Below are 19203 nucleotides of genomic sequence, written 5' to 3' on the forward strand. Positions count from 1 at the left end.
CCATGGATATCTACCGGAGTGTGCGAGTGATCCTGCCTGCGGCGGTCGGGAGCGCGATTTATCTTGCATTGTTGTCGGGCATCTATTCCGTCGCGCCGTATGCCGACATTCCGGCCTGGTGGTCGCAGCGGCAGCCGCGCGGGTCGATTGCGGCCTTGTCGTGGGTCGCGTTCGTGGACGTTTGCGGAGCCTTGGTGGCCGCGATACCGGTGGCTGTTGTTCTTGCTCTTCTTGCCAAGGAGGGACGCGTCCGCACAGCAGTAGGAATCGGTGCCATCACGGCGCTTTGCATCGGCATCGGAGGGCTCGTGCAGTACGGTACGCCGCCGAGTCTCGGTGGTTGGGTGGTCAGGCTCGCGCAACTGATTTCGGTACTGTTGTCGGTTGCAGCAGTGGTCTTCTTGATCGGTGGGCGGAGGCCCGCGTAGAGCTAAAAGCCAAGGGTGGGAAAGCGGCCGGTTCTATGGCCGCGCGTCGAGGCCGCGACATCGCACTTCGCCTCTGATCATCGCTAGGCAGGTTGCGGAAGAATCTTCGCGTTCGCTTTCAAAGTACGTTGCTGGCTGCGCACGGAAGTGCCATGCCAGCGGCGGAAGGAACGGCTCAGCGAGGTCGGGTCGCCGTATCCGAGTCGCGCTGCCACCTGTGTGGCGTTCAGACCGGAATGCTTGAGGTACTTCTGGGCGAGATCGGCGCGGACGGAGTCCTTGATCGAGCGGAAGCTTTGTCCCGCCTGGTTCAGGTGCAATTGCAGGGTGCGTGTCGAAATCCCCAGGGCCTGACTCACGTCGTCTGCGGAGCATGATCCGTAAGGCAGCAGCGCGCGGATCAAACCCTCCACCTGAAGCTCGATCGGCGCCGCCGAGGATCCTTCGTCGTCGCGCAGCACCTTCTGCACGAGGGATCGCACATGCGGCTCCGCAGCCGAATGGGGGCGGCGCAGGATCGCGGTGTCTAGTTCGATGGCGTTGTGTTCGCCGTTGAAGTGCAGATGGGGCCCGAATATCCGCCGGTGCAGTTGCAGATCCGCAGGCGCGTCGTGCCGGAAATGCACGCCTGGCGGCGTCCACCCTGGGGGGCCGTGCATGCGGATTTCGCCGAGTATCGTGGCGACCGCGAACTCCGACATCTGCACTTCGCTCTCGCCGGCCCCGATGGCGGCTGACCAGTGGAGGAAGCCGCCCGATTTTGTCGGCCGATAGGTCATCACCGCGGCGCTGCTGTAAAGGTCGAAGTGCTTCGCCAGGTCGATGCACATCTGCTCGACCGTCAAGGCATTGCGCAATAGCAGCCACAGCGGCCCGATCACCGCACCCAGATGGGCGCCCACCGACATCTCCAGGCCGAAGGTTCGGCGCCGGCACGCGGTGGCCACCAGTTCGAAGAACGCCATCACGGCGCGGCCACTTACCAGCAGGTCCGGATCCGACAGGGCGTCCATCGGAATGCCCGTCTTGCGGGCGATCGCGCCGGGTTTGCGTCCGTACTGGCGGATCTTCTCGGCGGCACCGCTCAGGATGACGCTGCGTATCAACGGTCCGGCCATGCTCGGGCGCTCTAGGGTCTGTTGACATTACTTTGATCGCTGCGTTGCAGGTCAAAAAGCCGCCGGGCGAGGCGCGGACCGCAGGCCATAGCCAACCTATGGTCAAGGTTCGCAACGAAGTCCCGGCGGCTTTTTGGCCGCAACCCTTTGGGGCGGGATCGTTTTTGCCCATTGCTGCCTCTCTCGTCGCGCCAATGGAACAACCATTGGCCGCTCCTCGTTCGTTGCACTGGGCAAAAACGACCTCCGCCGCAACGACCAAAGTAATGTCAACAGACCCTTGATCAATGCGGAATTTGCCAGATTATTTGCGGATTCTGCCAAGTCCTGAGCAGCGTCGCCGGACATCCTAGCGCCAGCTCGCTCATCAGAGGCGGGTCATACGCGTGAGGAGACCAGCATGAACCAGCAGTTCGACGTCGTCGTCATCGGAGCCGGCTTCGCCGGTCTGTACGCCACCCACCGACTGCGTGACGATCTTGGACTCAATGTCCTTGGCCTCGACGCCGCTGGCGGCGTGGGTGGCACCTGGTACTGGAACCGTTACCCCGGTGCGCGTTGCGACATCGAATCGGTCCATTACTCGTACTCGTTCTCCGACGAGCTCCAGCGCGAATGGCAATGGTCCGAGCGCTACGCCGGCCAGCCGGAGATCCTGCGCTACCTCGAATTCGTGGCGGACAAGTTCGATCTGCGCCGCTCCTTCCGGTTCGGACAGCGCGTCACCTCGATGGTCTGGAGCGAGGCCGATGCGCGCTGGACGCTGAGCACGGACACCGGAGAAACCATCGTCGCGCGCTTCGTCGTCGCCGGCAGCGGCAACGTGACGGTGCCCAAGTCGCAGGCCGAATTTCCCGGCTTCGAGCGCTACAAGGGGCCGGTGTACTTCACCGGCAGCTGGCCGCACGAAGGTGTCGACTTCACCGGCAAACGCGTCGCCGTGATCGGCACCGGATCTAGCGGCATCCAGCTGATTCCGCAGATTGCGAAACAGGCCGCGCAGGTGACTGTTTTCCAGCGCACGCCGAACTACGCGGTGGCGATGCAGAACAAGAAGCTCACTCCCGAGCAGCAGCAGTGGAATGCACAGAACGCACAGCAGTTGCGCGACAAGTCGCGGCTGCGTTTCCTCGGGGTGCCCTACCAGAACCCCGAACCCAGTGCGCTGGAGGTCAGCCCGGAAACGCGGCGCGCGCGCTACGACGAGCTGTGGGAAAGGGGCGGCTTCAACCTGCTGGTATCGAGCTACGGCGACCTGCTGACGGACGAGCGCGCCAACGCCACCGTGGCGGAGTACGTGCGCGGGAAGATCCGCGAGAAGGTCAATAACCCTTCGGTGGCCGAGATCCTGTGTCCCACGGATCATCCGTATGCGACCAAGCGGCCGACCGTCGAAGAGGGCTACTACGAAGCCTTCAATCGCGAAAACGTCAGCCTGATCGACCTGCGCGCCACGCCGCTCGAGGAAGTGACCGAGAAAGGAATTCGCATCGGCGGCAAGGAGCATGAGTTCGATGCGATCGCGCTGGCCACAGGCTTCGACGCGGTGACCGGCGCGCTGCTCGCGCTCAACATCGTGGGCCGCGACGGACTGCGTCTGCAGGATCGCTGGGCGCATGGTCCGCGGACCTACCTCGGCATCGCGAGCGCCGGGTTCCCCAACCTGTTCACCATCACCGGTCCGACTAGCGCCGTCATCCTCTACAACAACCCGCTGGCGATCGAGGATCACGTCAACTTCGCGGTCGACGCGATTCGGCATGTGCTCGACAAGGGCGCGAAGACCTTCGAAGCGGACGAGGCGGCGGAACTGGCCTGGTTCAAGATGGTCAGCGACACGCTCAACATGACGCTCTTCCCGCGCGCCAACTCCTGGTACATGGGCGCCAACATTCCCGGCAAGCCGCGCAGCGTGTTCATGTTCGCCGGCTCGGCGCCGCTGTACCGCGAAATGTGCAGGGATGTGGTGGACCACGGCTATGCGGGCTTCAGCATCGACGGCGCACCGGCAGACCGCGTGCCGCCGATGGTCCGCATCGACGCCGGTGCAGCACTCGTGGTGGGCGCCATGCTGATGGAGGAAGCCAAGCCGCTCGAGGAATGCTCGGTCGACGAAGCACGCAGCGTGGTCGAGAGCTTCATCGCTCTGCAGAAGCCGGTGCCGGCGTCCGTCGAACGGATCGAGACCACCTATCCCGGTCCTGCGGACTCACGGCCGGTCTACATCTATCGGCCCAGGAACGCGAAAGGACCGCTGCCGGTGATCGTCTATCTGCACGGCGGCGGATTCATCGCCGGCAGCATCGACATGTGCGCTGGCGTCTGCGGTTGCATGGCTGACGATCTGCAGGCGATCGTGGTCGCGCCGAGTTACCGGCTGGCGCCGGAAGCGCCGTTCCCTGCGGCGACGGATGACAGCTTCGCGGCCCTGAAGTGGACGGCCGCCAACATCGCCAGGCACGGCGGCGATCCGAAGCGACTCGTCGTGATGGGCGAAAGCGCAGGCGGCTCGCTCGCTGCCGTCGCGGCCCAGCGGGCGCGCGATGAAGGTGGTCCTGTGCTGAGCGGCCAGGTGCTGCTCTATCCAACGATGGATGCTGAAGCGAACACGCGATCGAGAGTCGAGTACGCAAACGGACCGGTGCTGAAGACCATCGCTGCGCTGGGTATGTGGGGCGCCTACCTCGGCGACATGGCCATGGCCGCGTCGCCACTGGCTTCCCCGGGCCGCGCAAAGTCGCTGGCTGGTCTTGCGCCCGCGTTGATCCTGTCTGCGGAGTGCGATCCGACCTGCGACGAAGGCGAGGACTACGGCCGTGCGCTGCAGGCGGCTGGCGTGCCCGTGCGGATTCATCGCCTGGAGGGGCTCGTTCACGCCGTGTTCTACATGTCCCGCTATGTTCCGCGGGCGGCCGAGATCACCCAGCAGATCGCCGCGTTCCTGGCGTCACTGCAGGTGAAAAGCGAGGTGAAAGGCAAAGCGCCCGAAGCCGAGACGCTGGTCTGAGCCGCTGCTCCTCTGAACGGAGAATCCTGTCATGTCGAACACCAGCGTTGAAGACGAACTGGCGATCACCCGCACGATCCAGTTGGTCGCGCGTGCCTACGATCACAAGCGGCATCGCGAATTGCTTCCCAAGGCATTCGAGCAGAACGCCCGGCAGCACTATTACCTGCTGGGCCAGTTCGTCGAGTTTTCGATGCCGGAGGGTATCGATGTCGCCATGTCGTACCACGAGCGCTGTTATGCGACGCAGCATCTGGTCTCGCCGCCGGTGATCGAATTCGAGAGCGATGGCAAGCTTGCGCGCACCACCAGCACCGTGCATGCCGTGCACGTGCAGATCCTGAAGGACGGAACGCGCGCCAACTGGATTCTGGGCGGCTACTACCACGACCTGCTCGCGCGTCATCCCGAGGGTTGGTGCATCCGCGAGCGGACGGCCATCGGCAGCTACGAGGAGGGCCAGTTCTTCGAAGACGCGCAGGTGTTTCCGGCGCTGGCCGATTACACCAAGCCGCTTTGAAAGTGGGATGCCGGGGGTATATCGGCCTGAGGCCGTGCCCCCGAGCATCACGCGGATTTACTTCAGCAGATTCTTCGCCGCATCGAGCCCGGCCTGAGCACAGATCTCGTCGTTGTCCGGCATGCTGCCGCTGACCCCGACGCCACCGATCAAGGCATCGCCTGCCTTGATCGGCAGGCCACCCGGGAAGGTGACGAAGCCCGGAAGCGTGGCGAGGCCCGGCAGCACGCCGCCCTTGTTGTCCTTGCCCCAGGTCAGCTCGCCGAACATGCGGGTGGAGCCGCCCATCTTTGCCGAATGCACGGACTTGAGTTCGGCATGTTCGATGGAGCCGAGGGCGGCATCGTCCATGCGTTCGAACAGGACCGGATTCGCGCCGCCATCGACGATGGCGATGTTCATCTTCCAGCCCATCTCGATGGCCTTGGCGATGCAACCTGCGGCGATCTTGCGGGCGGCTTCCAGCGAGAGGACGGGCTTTCTTTCCAGGGCGGCGGCGCCAGTGCTGAAACAGATTCCGGCGAGCAGCATGAGCGTGGCCGCGCCGCGTGCAGCCGGCATGAAGAACAGGGATGCAGTCATCAGAGAAATCCTTGGGCGTTGATACGGATGGGTCCGCTGGCTAGTGCAGCGGAGCCGGAAACGAATCGGGCCGCCCGGTCTTCCCGAGAGAAGACGGTGGCGGCCCGACCTTCAAGCAATGGGCTCAAGCGAGCCTGGGATCAATTACCGAGTGCGAACACCCAGACGCTGCCGCCTTCGGGCACCTTTTCATCCCAGCCGGCCAGGCCATGCATCTTTCCCTGGATCCACTGGGCATCGACGCCGTAGCCGGACACCACGGCGATGTACTGCTTGCCGTCGATCGAGAAGCTGCTGGGCGGCGAGATGATGCCGGACGGGGTGGGGAACTCCCACAGCAGCTTGCCGGACTTGGCGTCGTAGGCGCGGAACATCTTGTCGTTGGTGCCACCGGCGAACAGCACGCCACCGGCGGTGGTCAGGATCGAGCCCCAGTTCCACGAATGTGCGTACTTCTCGCGCCAGACTTCCTTGCCGCTGTTGATGTCCCAGGCCTGGATGCCGCCGATATGGTCGAAGCCCTTCTTCACCGACAGGTCGAGCCGGTTGATGTCGACACCCGCTGACCAGGTGCCGGGGATGATCGGCTGGATCATGCCGGTGAGGGTCAGGCAGTGGTTGTCGTTGTACGGGATGTAGAGCATCCCGGTGTCCGGGTTGTAGGCTTCGAACGGCCAGTCCTTGCCGCCCCAGAGGCTCGGGCAGTAGGTATGAGTTTCATTGGTGTGCGGCTTGTGGTCTTCGTTGTAGGTCGGGCGGCCGGTCTTGGCATCGACGCTGGTGAACACCGTGTTGGTGACGTAGGGCTCGGACTTGTTGTAGGTGATCTTGCCCTTGGCATCGCGGTCCAGCCAGTAGATGCGGCCGTTGCGCTGGGCGCTGACCATGCCGGTCACTTTCTTGCCGTTCTTGGTGTACTCGACCAGGGTTGGCGCGTTCATGCCGGCCCAGTCCCAGGAGTCGTTCCAGTGGTACTGGAAGTGGCTCTTGATGTCGCCGGTGGCGGGATCGAGTGCCAGCACCGAAGCCAGGTACAGGTTGTCGCCCGGGCGCTGATCGCCGAGCCACGGCGCGCCGTTGCCGACGCCCCAGTAGATGACGTCGTTCTTCGAGTCGTAATTGCCCGGCATCCACATGGTGCCGCCGCCTTTCTTCCAGGCGTCCTTCCACTCGCCGGTCTGCGGCCAGGTTTCCGAGCCTTTCTCGCCCGGTGCCGGCACCGCGTAACGGGTCCAGGCCAGCTTGCCGGTTTCGGCGTCGAACGCCTTGAGGAAGCCGCGCACGCCGAACTCGCCGCCGGACGGGCCGATCAGCACCTTGCCCTTGACGATCAGCGGAGCGGAGGTGATGTAGGCGCTCTCGGTTTCCCAGTCGCAGACCTGCGCATCCCAGAGCAGCTTGCCGGTCTTGGCGTCGAGCGCGCTCAGCATGCAGTCGACGCTGCCGACATAGACCTTGTCCTTCCACAGCGATACGCCGCGGTTGGTGCGATGCAGGGCGCCGATGCCTTCCGGCACTTCACGCTGGAAGTGCCACAGCGGCTTGCCGGTCTTGGCGTTGTAGGCGAACACGTGGTTGTGCGGCGTGGCCACGAACATGTATTCGCCGTTGACGATCGCCGGCGCCTCGTGACCGGAGTTGACGCCGGTGGCCGAGGACCAGACCGGCTTCAGCTTGCTCACGTTTTCGGTGGTGATCTGATTGAGCTTGCTGTAGCTCCAGCCCTCGTAATTGCCCTTGGTCAGCAGCCAGTTCTCGGCTTCCGGATTGGTCAGCCGGGCATCGGTGACCAGCTTGTAGTCGGGCAATGCGGGGACGGGCGCAGCGGCGAACGCTGCGGATGTGATGACTGCGGTGAACGCAGCCGTGATCAATGACACTTTCATCGTTATTTTCTCCTCCTGGTGAAGCTTTTGATGGGTGCTTGCTTGTCTGTCGGGATGCGGAATCAGGTCGGCGGGCCCAGCGGGCCGTCGAACTTGCCGGTGACGATCACCGCGCCGTCCTTGATCGCCAGCGGCAACATCGCCAGCCGGCGCTGGGCCGGGCCGTTGGTGACCACGCCGCGATCGGCGGCGTTGAACACCGAGCCGTGGCAGTTGCAGACGATCTGCGTCTGGCTCGGGTGCAAGGTGGTGATCGGGCAGCCGTAGTGCGTGCACAGCGACGAGTAGGCGACGATGCCGTCGGCCGAATTCGCAGCGCTGGCAGGCTTGAGGTCATCCGGTTTGAGACGGATGACGGTCAACATGCTGGCCTTGGCCACCAGCGCCTTGCCGGTGGCCGGGTCCATGGGATAGGCCAGGGTCGGCGGCTCGCCGAACTGGATATCCGCCGGCAGGATTTCCTGGCCGGCCTTCGGGCCGAGCATGAAAGCCAGCTTGTCGCCGGGCTGCGGTTTCAGGCTTCGGGCAGCGGTTGCGTCCTGCGCCATGGCCGGCAGGCTAGTGGCGGCGAGTGCTGCCAGGCTCAGTGCGCCGGTCAGCATCTGGCGGCGGCCGCTGTTGGTCGGCAGCTCGGCCGCGCAGCAGGCGCAGGCATCGTGTGGGCTCGGTTTGCTCATCGTGATGAGTCCTCTGTTCAGGACGTCTGCAGGTAGACGACGTGGGTTTCGGTGAACTCGAGCAGGCCGTGATGGCCGTCGGCACCGCCGATGCCGGATTTCTTGCGGCCGGCGTGGAAGCCCTGCATCGCTTCGAAGTGCTCGCGATTGATGTAGGTCTCGCCGAACTGCAGTTCGCGGACCGCCTTCATCGCGGCGTTGATGTCGCGCGTGAAGATCGACGAGGTGAGCCCGTAGTCGGAGTCGTTGGCGCGGGCGATGGCTTCGTCGAGGTCGTCGACGATCTGCAGCGGCAGCACCGGGCCGAAGATCTCGTCACGCATGATCGCCATGTCGGACGTGCAGCCGGCGACCACGGTCGGCAGGTAGTGGTAGCCGCGTGCGAGATCAGCCCGCTTGCCGCCGGTGAGCACTTCGGCACCTGCGGCTCGAGCGCTGTCGACCAGCTGCTCGACCTTGGCCAATCCGGCCTGATTGACCAGCGGGCCCATGTCCAGGGTCTCGTCGGCCAGCGGATCACCAAAACGCGTCGCGGCCATGCGCTGCACCAGCTTCTCGGTCAGCGCTTCGGCGATACCGCGCTGCACATAGACGCGTTCGACGCAGTTGCAGACCTGTCCGGTGTTGATCACCCGCGAGGCGACCAGGGCGTTCGCTGCCAGATCGAGATCTGCATCGTTCAGCACGATAGCCGGGGCCTTGCCGCCGAGTTCGAGATTGACCCGCGTCAGATTCGGTGCCGCCGCCTGCATGATGCGGATGCCGGTGCCGACGCTGCCGGTGAAGGTGATCAGGTTGACGCCCTTGTGCGCGGTCAGCGCTGCGCCGACGCTGGCACCGCTGCCGCAGACCAGGTTGAACACGCCGGGCGGCAGATCGGTTTCGGCCAGCAGCTGGGTAAACGCGAAGGCGTTGAGCGGCGTTTCCTCGCTGGGCTTGATCACCACGGTGTTGCCGGTGATCAGCGCCGGCGCCATCTTCCGGGCGATCAGGAAAAACGGGAAGTTCCACGGCAGGATGCCGGCGGCCACGCCCAGCGGCTTGCGTAGCAGGAAGATGTGCTCGCCGACTCTGTCGCTGGTCAGCACTTCGCCATCGAGACGACGCGCCCATTCGGCGGTGTAGTCGATGTAGTCGGCGGTGAAGTTAACTTCGACCCGCGCCAGCGGCATCACCTTGCCTTGCTCGCGGGCAATGATCGTCGCCAGCATCTCGACGTTCTCGCGCAGCTTCGCGGAAATCTTGCGCAGATAGCCGGCCCGCTGGATCGCGGGCAGCTTTTCCCAGGCCGGTTGCGCACGCCGGGCGGCGGCCACGGCTTCGTCGACGACGTCGGCACCGGCATCCGGCACTCGGGCGATCAGCTCGAAGGTGGCGGGGTTGTGGACCTCGATGGTGTCGCCGCGATGGGCGACGAAGCGGCCGTCGATGTAGTTCTGATATTCGCTGGACATTTTTGGGGGTTCTCCTTGGGAAGTGCTGGGCGGCGCGCGGCGGACAGCCGTTCGCCGCGTGGGCTCAGGGCGTGCCTGGCGGCCGGGTTTTCGGGGAACTGGATCGGCAGCGCGGGTGGGGCGCCCGGCTCACCAGACGTAGGCGTACTTGACGTTCAGGCTGTCGTTCTGCGAGTGGCTGGCGCCGTCGACGGTGGTCGAATAGCGCAGCGCGATCGACTGGTTGTCGAAGGTATGCAGCACCACGCCGGCACCGACATCGAAGGCCCAGCTCTTCGGTGCGCCGTTCTTCGCGCCGGTGTACTCGTAGTCGAGACCGAAGAACGGCTCGAAGTACTTGGCGATGCGGTAGCCGAAGCGGTTGTTGGTGTGCCAGGTCACGGCGGGTTTGATGCCGTTGGTACGCTCGCCCTGCCAGACCAGACCGCCGTTGCCGGTGACCTGGAACTTGCCGCCTTTCCAGTTCCACAACAGGCTGGTCAGGTTCTTCCAGTTGGTGTCGCTGACCGAGTCATTGCCGACCGGCACGACGAGGAACGACTGGACGCCGAGCGTCGAACTGTCGGTCGGCCGATACCAGGCTGCGAAGCCGGTCAGCGGATCGCCGAGGCCGCCGGAGTAGGAGCCGCCCGCCTCGTTGCGGACGCCGATCTCGGGCACGATGATTTCGTAGGCGAGACCGATCTTCCGGTTCCACTCCGGCGACCAGAAGCGCACGTACTTGGACAGGCCGGAGATCAGCTGGCTGCCGTCGCCATCGACTTTCTTGCCGGCGGCGTCGCGGATCTTTTCGTCGTCCTGCACGGTGGCGTACTGGACGAAGACGTTGAACGGCTTGAAGTCCACCGGCAGGTCGTACTCGCCCGGGCCGATGACATCGAAAGTGATCGCCGCAGCGGGACTCGAAACGCACAGCGACAGCACGGCCGTGCCGAGCGCGGTGGAAATCTGCCGGTACCGGCCATTGAGAATTCTGGACATCGTGTTGCTCCTCCTTCACGTTTTTTATGGACGCCCCGAGGTCAGGAACCTGGGGGCGTGCCGTCTGGCGGCGTCATAAAGGGGGCAACCGATATGCCATCGGTTACAGCGGCCGTGACAGCCTGTCCTGCTGTCGGCAAGTGCTTGTCGGCAATGGATTTGTTGGGAAGGAAAAGACAGGAGACGGTCGCCATTGAAAGCGACAGATGTCGCTTTCGCAGGGATTTGTCGCGGCGTCGCTGACGCGGGCTGCGACAGCTGTCGCAGGCGCTGTCGCGACGGAAGCCACATGCTGCGTGGGGGAGTTGTTGCTGGCTGTCGAGCTGCGCAGGCGCAAGTCCGTGCTGCGGCTCGACATTCCGGCGAGGTGGAGCAGTGGCGTGAAGAGCGCAGCCGGCGGCGGCATGTCGCTTGCGCTGGTGGCGGCATTCAGCTGAACAACCAGAACGACAACGGGGCGACATGGACAAGCAACAGGAATTCGCCGAGCGCTCGGCGCGGCTCGCGGCGGCGCTGACGGCGCTTGCACTGCTGGCAGGCAGCGGTACGGCGTTTGCCGAAGAAGCGCCGGAGAGCGTGTCGGAAGAAGTGCCACAGAAAGTGCAGCAGGAACAGGGCGAGCACGTCGAACAACTGCCGGCGGTCGTCGTCACCGGCACCGCCACGCCGCGGACGGAAGCGCGGACGGCGGCGGCGGTGGGCGTCGTCGACGCGCTGATGCTCAAGAGCGGCCGACCGCAGATCAATCTCGCCGAGACGCTGAACAGCGTGCCGGGCGTCGATGTCCGTGATCGCCAGAACAGCGCCCAGGATCTGCAGATCCAGATTCGCGGCTACGGCGCGCGTTCGACCTTCGGCGTCCGCGGCATCCAGATCCGCGCCGACGGTGTGCCGCTGACCGCGCCGGACGGGCAGGGAGCGGTATCGAATCTGCTGATCGGCTCGCTCGATCGCATCGAAGTGCTGCGCGGGCCGATGGCCTACCAGTACGGCAACAGTTCCGGCGGCGTGATCGCGGCGTACAGCGCCGCCCCGCCGGACAAGCTCGGCGGTGAAGTGACCTTCAGCGGCGGCAACAACGGCAGCTGGCGCGAAGCGCTGGCGATCGGCGGGCGCGCTGCGGATCAGAAGCTCGGCTATCGCCTCGATCTCGAGCGCTACGACACCGACGGTTATCGCGATCACAGCGAGGCGCAGCGCAATGTCGGCTCTCTGAACGCCCGGTACGACCTCGGCGGCGGCCAGCAACTGCGCGTGCTGGCCGGCGCGCTCTGGGGCGGCGATGCGCAAGACCCGCTGGGCTTGACCCGGCAGCAGTTCGAGCAGAATCCGAAGCAGGTCGCGGCCGTCGCCGAGACCTACAACACCCGCAAGAACACCGACGACTGGCGCGCCGCAATGGGCTACAGCGGGCCGTGGTCGCCGAATGCCGACTGGGACATGATCGTCTACGGCAGCGGCCGCCGGATCGAACAGTTCCTGTCGATCCCGAAAGCGGCGCAGGCATCACCGGCGCGGGCTGGCGGGGTCGTCGATCTGAACCGCAGCGGCGTCGGCTTCGATGCGCGCAGCAACTGGCGGCTCGGTGATCTGAGCTTGAGCGCCGGCCTGCAATATCAGCTCGCCGACGAACGCCGCCGCGGCTACGAGAATTTTGTCGGCGACACGCTCGGCGTGCGCGGTGCCTTGCGCCGTGATGAAGGCAACGACCTCTACAACTTCGATCAGTACCTGTTCGCCGAGTACGCGCTGTCCGAACGCTGGCGGCTGAGCGGCGCGGTGCGGCACAGCCAGGTTTCCTTCAAGTCCAAGGATGACTACATCCGCGAGGGCAATCCGGACGACAGCGGCTCCACCGATTTCTCGGCGACCTTGCCGGTCGCCAGCCTGGCCTTCGAGCAGGCCGAAGGCCGCTTGTTCTACCTGAGCGCCGGCATCGGTTTCGAGACGCCGACGTTCAACGAACTGTCCTACCGCAGCGATGCCGAAGGCGGGCTCAATCTCGATCTCGATGCGTCGCGCAGCCGCAGCGTCGAACTGGGCGTCAAGCAGCAGCTCGGCTCGCGCGGCCTGCTGACGGTGGCGGTGTTCAACATCGACGCCGACGACGAGATCGTGCCGGCCGCCACCATCGACGGCCGCGCCAGCTTCCAGAACGCCGGCACCACGCGCCGCCGTGGTGCAGAACTCGGCCTGACCTTCAGCCTGCCAGCCGAATTGCGCCTGCAAGTCGCAGCGAATCATCTCGACGCCAAGTTCACCGAGGCGTACAGCTACAGCAACGGCAACAGCACGGTCATGGTGGCGGACGGCACGCCGATTCCCGGTGTCGCCAGCAACAGCGTCTATACCGAACTGAGCTGGCACCGCGGCCGGCCGGGCTGGGCCGGTACGCTCGAAGCGCGCTATTCCGACGAGGTGCCGGTCAACGACATCGCCAGTGATTCGGCACCGAGCTACACGGTGGTCAACGCCAGCATCGCCTACCGCCTGCTGACCAGCCGCGGCGACGTCGAAGCCTTCCTGCGCGTCTACAACCTGTTCGATCAGCGCTACGCCGGTTCGGTGATCGTCAACGACAGCAATGGCCGCTATTTCGAGCCGGCGCCGGACCGCGGTTTCCACATCGGCGCGACCTGGCGCTGGGGTTCTTGAGGCAGCGCACAAAGCGTCCGGAGACTGGCCGCCGATGATCCGATCAACACGATAAACTCGCCGGCGACGCTACCGGAAGAACCCCGCTACCGTCGCGACCGCGTTTCCAGGCAGTGATCCAACTGCCGAAGACCCACGATCCCCACTACCAGAAAGTCAGTACCGGGACGCCGCCGAGATGCCGCTGAAGTCGACTTTTCTGGGCGAACTCCAGCGCCGCAACGTCCACCGCGCCGCGCTGTTCTATGCCGGTGCCGCCTGGCTGCTGGTGCAGATCGCGACTCAGGTCTTCCCGTTCTTCGATATCCCGAACAGCACGGTCCGTATCGTCGTCATCGCGGTGGTCGTCGGCTTTCCGTTCGCGATGCTGTTCTCGTGGTTCTACGAGTGGACGCCGCAGGGCATCAAGCGTGAGAGCGAGATCGTCCATGGCGAGTCGATCACGCGCGAGACCGGCAAGAAGCTCGATCGGGCGATCATCGCGGTGCTGAGCGTGGCGGTCGTGCTGCTGCTGGCGAACAGCTTCGTGCTGCGCAAGGACGCCAGTTCGGTTGCTGCGGCGGCGGTGGCTGCGCCCGCATCGTTTGCAACGTCCAAATCCATCGCCGTGCTTCCGTTCACCGATCTGAGCCCGGGCAAGGACCAGGAGTATTTCTCCGACGGCATGGCCGAGGAACTGCTCAATGCGCTGGCCAAGGTCAAGGATCTGAAAGTGGCTGGCCGTACTTCGTCGTTCTCGTTCAAGGGCAAGAACGAGGATCTGCGAGGTATCGGCAAGGCGCTGGGCGTGACCACCATCCTCGAAGGCTCGGTGCGCAAGCAGGGCGACCGCGTGCGCATCACCGCGCAGTTGATCCAGACCGAAGATGGCTTTCATCTCTGGTCGGAAAGCTACGACGGCGATCTGAAGGACGTGTTCGAGCTTCAGGAGCGCATCGCGCGCGCGATCACCGATGCGCTGAAGATCGTGCTGGTGGGCGAACAGCAGCAGCGGCTGGTGCCGGTGGCGACCAGCAATCCCGAGGCCTACGCGCTGTTTCTGAAGGCGACCAAGGTTTTCAATCTCCGGGATGGCGCCCATTTTCCCGAGGCCATCGCCGGCCTGAATGAGGCCGTTCGTCTCGATCCGAAATACGCCCGTGCCTACGCGCGGCTCGCCGCGCTGCACGCCATTGCGATCAATTACACCGCAATGGAAGTGGACGAAGCCTGGGCCACGGCCGAGCGCAACGCGCAGATTGCGATCGAGCTCGATCCCTCGCTCGCCGAACCGCACGCTGCGCTGGGCCAGGTCTATAACCAGCAGCGCCGGATGCTCGCGGCACGGACTTCGCTGGAGCATGCGGTGGCGCTCGATCCGACGGATGTCACCGCCCAGTTCTGGCTAGGCACCGTGCTGATCGCTACCGGCTACACGACGCAAGGGACCGCGCAGCTGGACCGGACCTTGGCCATCGACCCGCTGCTGCCGAACGCCCTGGGCTGGCGCGGTGACGAATATCTCAATGCCGGTGATCGCGACAACGCGCGCCGCGTGTTGCAGCAGTCCGCCGATGCCGGCCTTTCCTTCGGCGAGCAGCGGCTGTCCTGGCTTGCTCATGCCGAGGGCAGGGATGCGGATGCCATCGCCTATTCGACGCGGGGCATGCGGATTTTTCTCGGTGGATTTCCCGGCGACGCCAGCGAGACTCTGGCCCGAGGGCTGTTCGGCAAAGCCGCAGAACGCGCCAAGGCAGTCGCGATGATCGACGCCTATCTCGCTGCCAGGTCCGGGACCGTCGCGGGTGCGGCGCCGTATGGTCTGCTCCTGCTCGGCGAGCCGGCGCGGGCGCTGTCGGTCGTGCGGCGCGCGCCGACCAATAACGACGCCTTGTTCTTCCAGATGCTCTGGTCGCCGCAGGGAACGGTCGGGCGCAAGCTGCCGCAGTTCTCGGAGTTCGTCCGCAAGGTCGGCCTGACCGAACTCTGGGATCAATACGGCCCACCGGACCAATGCCAGCGCAAGGCGCCGGGCGACTACGTCTGCGACTGACCATGAGCGCTTCCAACTTCGTCGCCGAACTGCAGCGCCGCAATGTCCATCGCGCGGCGCTGTTCTACGCCGGCGCCGCCTGGCTGCTGGTGCAGATCGCGACCCAGGTGTTTCCGTTCTTCGACATCCCGAATGCGACGGTGCGTATCGTCGTCATCGCCGTGGTGATCGGTTTTCCGTTCGCGATGCTGTTCTCCTGGTTTTACGAATGGACGCCGCAGGGCATCAAGCTGGAAAGCGAGATCGATCGCAGCGAATCGGTCACCCGCCAGACCGGCAAGGCGCTGGATCGCTGGATCATCGCCGTGCTCGCGCTGGCCGTGGTGCTGTTGCTGACTGATCGGCTGCTGCTGAACAAGCCGTCCGCGCGGACGGCCGACAAATCGATCGCCGTGCTGCCGTTCGTGAGCTTCTCTTCCGAGGTCGAGAATGGCTTCTTCTCCGATGGCTTGTCGGAAGAAATCCTCAACTCGCTGGCGCGCATCGACGGCATGCGGGTCGTCGGCCGTACCTCGTCGTTCCAGTTCAAGGGCAAGGACGAGGATCTGCGCGAAGTCGGCCGCAAGCTCGACGTGGCCCATCTGCTGGAGGGCAGCGTTCGGCGGGACGGTGATCATGTACGGATCACCGCCCAGCTGATCCGCGCCGCCGACGGCATTCACCTCTGGTCCAGTACCTACGACCGCACGCTGAACGATGTGCTCGCAGTGCAGTTCGACATCGCCGAACAGGTCGCCGGCGCGCTCAACATCGTCATGGATGAAGCTCAGCGGGCGCGCATGGCGCAGGACGGCGTCAGGAGCGTCGATGCCTTCATCGCCTACCAGAAGGGGCTGAAGCGCTATGACGACGCGCATGACGCGGAACACAGCCGCGACGCCATCGACGGTCTGAGTCAGGCCAATGTCGAGTTCGACAAGGCGACGACGCTGGAGCCGGAATTCGCGCAGGCCTACTTCATGGCGGCGGACCGCTACAACCACATCCTGCTGGCGGATGACCGACCGCGCGAGGAAAGACTCGATGCCCAGCGGCAGGCGATGCGCCTATACGGTCTGGTGGCCGAGCACAGCCACGATGCCCAGCAGCGTCTGCTGGCGCTGGTCGAACGGCAGATGCTCAGCGATGACTGGCACGGCCTGGCCGAGCAGATCGATGCGGCACTCAAGCAGACGGGCTGCAGGAACCCGGACTGGCTGCCGGTATTCGCCAGCGCCTTCGGCTACACCCGGCTGATCGAGGACCTGGGCCGGCGAACCAGCGCCTGTGATCCCTTGAACCGCATCAACTACAACAGCCGCGTCCGCGCAGCGCTGGCGGCCGGGCAGGGCCAGCAGGCGCTCGACATCATCGCGGCCTACGAACAGTCGCGCGGTGGCGTTCCGGTTCGCAACGCGACCCACGTGCTGGCGCTGACCATGCTCGGCCGGTTCAACGACGCCAGGGCCGAACTGGGCACCATCCCCTTGCGGGACGAGGGCCGCTACAAGGCCGAGGTGATCCTCGGTGCCGCCACCGGTGAAAACGCGCCCGCGCTGCTGGCCCGCCTGCAGACCATCGATCGCAGCCAGTCGATCTACAAATTCTGGAGCAACGCCGACGCCGTCGCGGCCGCCGTGCTCGGCGACCGCGCCGAGGCCAATCGTCGGGCAGCTGCGCTGGATGCTCAGCCCGCCGGTCCGTTCCTGCTCGCCGTGCTCGGTACCGATTGCCTCTGTGGTGCGCCGTTCGATCTCGATGCCACCCCGAACTTCAAGGCGCGACTCGCGGAATCCGGATTGCATTGGCCACCGCCGTCCGTGATCGCGTATCCCAAGCAAACGCAGGCGACGCGGCCATGAACTTCTTCGCCGAACTCCAGCGCCGCAACGTCCATCGGGCGGCGATGTTCTATGCCGCTGCGGCCTGGTTGCTGGTGCAGATCGCAACGCAGGTGTTTCCGTTCTTCGACATCCCGAATTCGACGGTACGCATCGTCGTCATCGCGGTGGTGATCGGCTTCCCGTTCGCGATGCTGTTCTCTTGGTTCTACGAGTGGACGCCACAGGGCATCAAGCTGGAAAGCGAGATTGATCGCAGCGAGTCGGTGACCCGCCAGACCGGCAAGACGCTGGATCGGTGGATCATCGCCGTGCTGGGCCTCGCGGTCATCGTGCTGCTGGCCAATACCTTCGTGCTGCGCGACGCGACGAACGCTTCCGCTGATCGCAGTGGCAACAGCCTCGACAAGTCCATCGCCGTGCTGCCATTCGATAACCTGAGCAGCGATCCCGACAACGCTTACTTCGCCACCGGCATCCAGGACGAGATCCTCACGCGGCTGTCGAAGATCAGCGCGTTGAAGGTGATTTCCCGCACCTCGACGATGCGCATCGCCAGCAAGCCCGAAAACCTGCCCGAGCTCGCACGTCTGTTGGGGGTGTCGGCGATCCTCGAAGGCAGCGTGCAGAAAGCCGGCGACACCGTGCACGTCAATGTGCAGCTGATCCGCGCCGCGACCGACGAGCACCTGTGGGCCGAGAGCTACAACCGCAAGCTCGATGATGTCTTCGCCGTGCAGGGCGAAGTGGCGCAGGCGGTGGCCGATGCGCTCAGTGCGACGCTGACGGGCGCGGAACGCCAGCTGGTCGCTGCCAAGCCGACGACCAATGCGAAGGCCTACGAGTTCTATCTGCGTGGCCTGGCGATGGAGGGGCGGTTCACATCGTCGGGCAACGAGATCAGCGCCCGCGCTGCGGCCTACCAGTCCGCAGTGGACCTGGACCCGCAGTTCGCCGTGGCGTGGGCGCGTCTGGCAGAAGCGCATACCGAGCTCTACTTCAACGAAGAGCACACGCCGCAGCTGCTCGCCAAGATCAAGTACGCGCTCGATCAGGCCACGCGCCTGGCGCCGCAGACCAGCGAAACCTGGGAGGCGCTGGGCTTGTACCGCTACTACGTGCTCGGCGACTACGACGGCGCGTTCGCGGCCTACGCCAAGGCTCTGGAAACACGGCCGAACAACGGCCTGCTGGTCTATCCGCAGGGCAACATCCGTCGCCGTCAGGGCCGCTGGGAAGAGGCGCTGGCGCTGCAGACGCGAGCCGCCGAACTCGACCCTTTGAGCACCAATACCTGGCTCAATATCGGCATCACCTTGCGCGGCCTGCGCCGCTATGACGAGGCGCAGGCCGCGCTCGATCGCGGGCTGGCGGCGTCCCCCGGCGATGGCGAACTGCTGTCGCAGAAGATGCTGACCTACCTCGCTTCCGGCCAGCTCGATGCTGCGGACCGGCTGTTCCGCGAACAGCCGCCCGGCCCGATCCTCCCCTTCCTGGTCTACACGCGCTACCAGACCTTGCTGCTCAAGCGCGACTATGCCGACGGCATCGCGTTGGTACGGCAAGCCCTGCAGAACCGGGCGGCCCTGCGGCCCTGGGAACTGGCGTTCGCCAACTGCTCGCTTGGCGAGCTGGAACTGCACGCCGGCAAGCGCGACGCGGGGCTGGCGCAACTGACCGAATGTCGCGACCAGCTCGCAGCGATGTTCGAGAAGGGCGATGACACGCCCTGGAACTACTCGCCACTGGCCCGTGCCGCTGCGCTGCTCGGCGATCGTGCCGCCGCGGCGCGCTATGCCGAGCTGGGCGTCAAGGCCCTGGCCAATGACGCGATCGGCAATCCGATGGCGGCCGAGATGCAGGCCTTCGTGCTGATGCAGGCGGGCGACAAGGCGCAGGCGATCGCGCGGCTGCGTGACGCGCTGAGCCGGCCCAACCCCAACGGCAGCTCGCTGGCGATGGTGCGCGTGGATCCGTCCTGGGATCCGCTGCGCGACGAGCCGGCGTTCAAGCGGCTGCTGAGCGAGTCGGCGCCATGAGTGC

The 19203-nt window shown here is 65.1% G+C and carries 14 protein-coding genes; 8 read left to right on the plus strand and 6 right to left on the minus strand.

Annotation, left to right across the window (positions count from 1 at the left end; all coding sequences use genetic code 11):
* Positions 1–2: 2 nt before the first annotated feature.
* Complete coding sequence (locus G513_RS0104680) at positions 3–428, plus strand: hypothetical protein (protein ID WP_022975665.1); 426 nt, start codon at positions 3–5, stop codon at positions 426–428.
* 83 nt (positions 429–511) lie between these two features.
* On the opposite strand, the gene G513_RS0104685 is transcribed toward G513_RS0104680, so the two are convergent.
* The gene (locus G513_RS0104685) at positions 512–1546 is read right to left on the minus strand and encodes an AraC family transcriptional regulator (protein WP_022975666.1); all 1035 of its coding nucleotides are present in this window, start codon (positions 1544–1546) and stop codon (positions 512–514) included.
* Between the two features lie 400 nt (positions 1547–1946).
* Between G513_RS0104685 and G513_RS21390 the strand changes: the two genes are divergently transcribed.
* Both G513_RS21390 and G513_RS0104695 read left to right on the plus strand, forming a co-directional pair.
* The gene (locus G513_RS21390) at positions 1947–4553 is read left to right on the plus strand and encodes a flavin-containing monooxygenase (protein ID WP_022975667.1); all 2607 of its coding nucleotides are present in this window, start codon (positions 1947–1949) and stop codon (positions 4551–4553) included.
* A gap of 31 nt (positions 4554–4584) precedes the next feature.
* Positions 4585–5073, plus strand: a complete 489-nt coding sequence (locus G513_RS0104695; RefSeq protein ID WP_022975668.1) for a nuclear transport factor 2 family protein — start codon at positions 4585–4587, stop codon at positions 5071–5073.
* A gap of 57 nt (positions 5074–5130) precedes the next feature.
* Here G513_RS0104695 and G513_RS0104700 read toward each other — a convergent pair whose 3' ends face one another.
* From G513_RS0104700 to G513_RS0104720, 5 genes are all read right to left on the minus strand, one after another.
* Positions 5131–5655, minus strand: coding sequence for a GlcG/HbpS family heme-binding protein (locus G513_RS0104700; RefSeq protein WP_022975669.1), 525 nt, complete (start codon positions 5653–5655; stop codon positions 5131–5133).
* Between the two features lie 140 nt (positions 5656–5795).
* The gene (locus tag G513_RS0104705; RefSeq protein ID WP_022975670.1) at positions 5796–7541 is read right to left on the minus strand and encodes a PQQ-dependent dehydrogenase, methanol/ethanol family; all 1746 of its coding nucleotides are present in this window, start codon (positions 7539–7541) and stop codon (positions 5796–5798) included.
* Positions 7542–7603: 62 nt separating this feature from the next.
* A complete protein-coding gene (locus tag G513_RS0104710; protein WP_022975671.1) occupies positions 7604–8218 on the minus strand; it encodes a QcrA and Rieske domain-containing protein in 615 nt (204 codons plus the stop codon).
* Positions 8219–8235: 17 nt separating this feature from the next.
* On the minus strand, positions 8236–9672 hold the full coding sequence (gene aldA / locus G513_RS0104715) for an aldehyde dehydrogenase (protein WP_022975672.1): 1437 nt from the start codon (positions 9670–9672) through the stop codon (positions 8236–8238).
* Between the two features lie 129 nt (positions 9673–9801).
* On the minus strand, positions 9802–10653 hold the full coding sequence (locus G513_RS0104720) for a transporter (protein ID WP_022975673.1): 852 nt from the start codon (positions 10651–10653) through the stop codon (positions 9802–9804).
* A 206-nt stretch (positions 10654–10859) separates the two neighbouring features.
* On the opposite strand from G513_RS0104720, the gene G513_RS0104725 reads away from it, so the two are divergent.
* The 5 genes from G513_RS0104725 (at position 10860) to G513_RS0104745 (ending at position 19199) form a co-directional block, all read left to right on the plus strand.
* A complete protein-coding gene (locus G513_RS0104725; RefSeq protein WP_022975674.1) occupies positions 10860–11090 on the plus strand; it encodes a hypothetical protein in 231 nt (76 codons plus the stop codon).
* A gap of 25 nt (positions 11091–11115) precedes the next feature.
* Positions 11116–13308 carry a TonB-dependent receptor family protein gene (locus G513_RS21395; RefSeq protein WP_022975675.1) on the plus strand — a complete coding sequence of 731 codons (2193 nt, stop codon included), beginning with the start codon at positions 11116–11118 and terminating at the stop codon, positions 13306–13308.
* Positions 13309–13486: 178 nt separating this feature from the next.
* Positions 13487–15340 carry a tetratricopeptide repeat protein gene (locus tag G513_RS21400; RefSeq protein ID WP_022975676.1) on the plus strand — a complete coding sequence of 618 codons (1854 nt, stop codon included), beginning with the start codon at positions 13487–13489 and terminating at the stop codon, positions 15338–15340.
* 2 nt (positions 15341–15342) lie between these two features.
* The gene (locus tag G513_RS24670; RefSeq protein WP_022975677.1) at positions 15343–17181 is read left to right on the plus strand and encodes a hypothetical protein; all 1839 of its coding nucleotides are present in this window, start codon (positions 15343–15345) and stop codon (positions 17179–17181) included.
* Positions 17178–19199, plus strand: a complete 2022-nt coding sequence (locus G513_RS0104745) for a tetratricopeptide repeat protein (RefSeq protein WP_022975678.1) — start codon at positions 17178–17180, stop codon at positions 19197–19199. Before G513_RS24670 ends, G513_RS0104745 begins: the two co-directional genes overlap by 4 nt.
* Positions 19200–19203 lie beyond the last annotated feature (4 nt).

The sequence above is a fragment of the Nevskia ramosa DSM 11499 genome, assembly GCF_000420645.1.
GTDB lineage: Bacteria > Pseudomonadota > Gammaproteobacteria > Nevskiales > Nevskiaceae > Nevskia > Nevskia ramosa.